This window comes from Leucothrix pacifica, from assembly GCF_003172875.1.
Taxonomy (GTDB): domain Bacteria; phylum Pseudomonadota; class Gammaproteobacteria; order Thiotrichales; family Thiotrichaceae; genus Leucothrix; species Leucothrix pacifica.
Genome location: NZ_QGKM01000042.1, coordinates 1 through 1,554, shown reverse-complemented (window position 1 = coordinate 1,554; position 1,554 = coordinate 1). Strand labels below are relative to the sequence as shown.

At 46.5% G+C, this 1,554-nt stretch carries 1 protein-coding gene; it reads left to right on the top strand.

All coding sequences use genetic code 11. The features are described 5' to 3' along the window. Positions 1-293: 293 nt before the first annotated feature. On the top strand, positions 294-1,322 hold the full coding sequence (locus tag DKW60_RS14180; protein WP_146203489.1) for a rolling circle replication-associated protein: 1,029 nt from the start codon (positions 294-296) through the stop codon (positions 1,320-1,322). Positions 1,323-1,554 lie beyond the last annotated feature (232 nt).

Here is a 1,554-nt window from a genome sequence, read left to right as displayed (position 1 = left end):
GGGGCGTGAGCGGCGCGAAGCGCTGCCCCTTGTCATAAGAGCCATATTTGACCGTGGATACTAGGGAGTCTAGGAAATACCAGTTATTAGACCGATTGAGTTGATCTGTTTATAAGCTGAATGCGTTGGGGTAGTATGTGTTTAAGTTCTTAGTCGAACCGACTTAAAAGTCCTCTAAGCGCGCGTAAAATCCTATCCGGTGGTGTGTATTAATTAACTTAGGGGCATAAAAAAAGGCTGAACGACGGCAATCATTCAACCTTTGGATCAATCACCAGAGCAGACCTGATGACATGAAAAATATTATAGATGGGGCAATCCCTCAAAGCAATTCCCGTTTATCCGGCTTGGTAGACCCGGCTAGGGAAAAAATGTGGGCTGAGCAGTTAAAAGAATGCTTGGTTAGATATAAAAAAAATAAGGCTGAATACAACGCCAAAATCAAAGAAGCTGCTAACAGTTTCTATAAGTACGATTTCACCCCCTACTATCCTTCAGAGTACAAAATAACGCCATTAATGAATGATTGGTCGGATGTCCGTATGGTTTCCGAAGTGATTATTGGTGAACAAGATGTGCAGATTAAAAGTACTTTGCGGGGTGGCCGTCCTCAGTTAGGCGGTGGTATTCGTGGTGCAATTAAGGAATGGTCAAAGAAGTCTCGTAGTCGTTGTGAGCGTCATATAAGGAATGTCCCTCAAGGCTCTATAGTGGCGTTTCTTACCTTGACCTATCCTAAGGTGTATACAAATGATGGGAAGGCTGTAAAGCGGGATCTTGCTACTATGGTGAAGCGTTTAAAGCGTATGGGGGTCAGTGGTGGGATATGGTTTTTAGAGTTTCAGAAAAGGGGGGCGCCTCATGTTCATGCGTTTTTGGGTCAGTGGCCTTCTGGCGGTGCTGGTGCTGTTGCTCGTGCTTGGTATGAGGTGGTTGGTTCTGGTGATGAGAAACACTTAGACTGGCACTTGGGCAGGTTGTCGGGTCGTCCGTGTCTTGAATGGATGCGTAACCAGCATGCTGCTAGTTATTATGCGTGTAAGTATGCTGTTAAAAGTCAGCAAAAGGATGTGCCTGAAGAATATCAAAATGTGGGTCGGTTCTGGGGTTGTTGGGGTGGTTTGCGTCCTGTGTTCAGGGTCTTTTATGCTAGGGGGGGTGATGCATGCAGGGCTGCTGTTGATATGGTTCGTATTTGGAAATTGTGCAAGTTCGGTGGTCATGTGGGGTCGGGTTTGTCGCTGTACTCCGCTACCCTTCGCGGTTGTACCTTTGACGAGTTGGCACAGTTGTTTGATTCTACTGGGTGGTGTCCTGATTAGGGGGTGTAGGGGTCTCCCCTACGGATAACTAATACTACAATGTTTTTTCTGGGCACTTTGTCCGGCTTTCGCTCGTCTGTAATTCAGTGGTTCAACTCTTCTTCGTGATAAACACGCTTTTAAATCCCACCTAACTAAACCGTCCTGCTCTCCTTTCTTCGGAGTGTTTAATTATCCTACGCCGTAACGCAAGCTTAGCGATGATAACGACTGCGCAGAGGCACGAATGCGC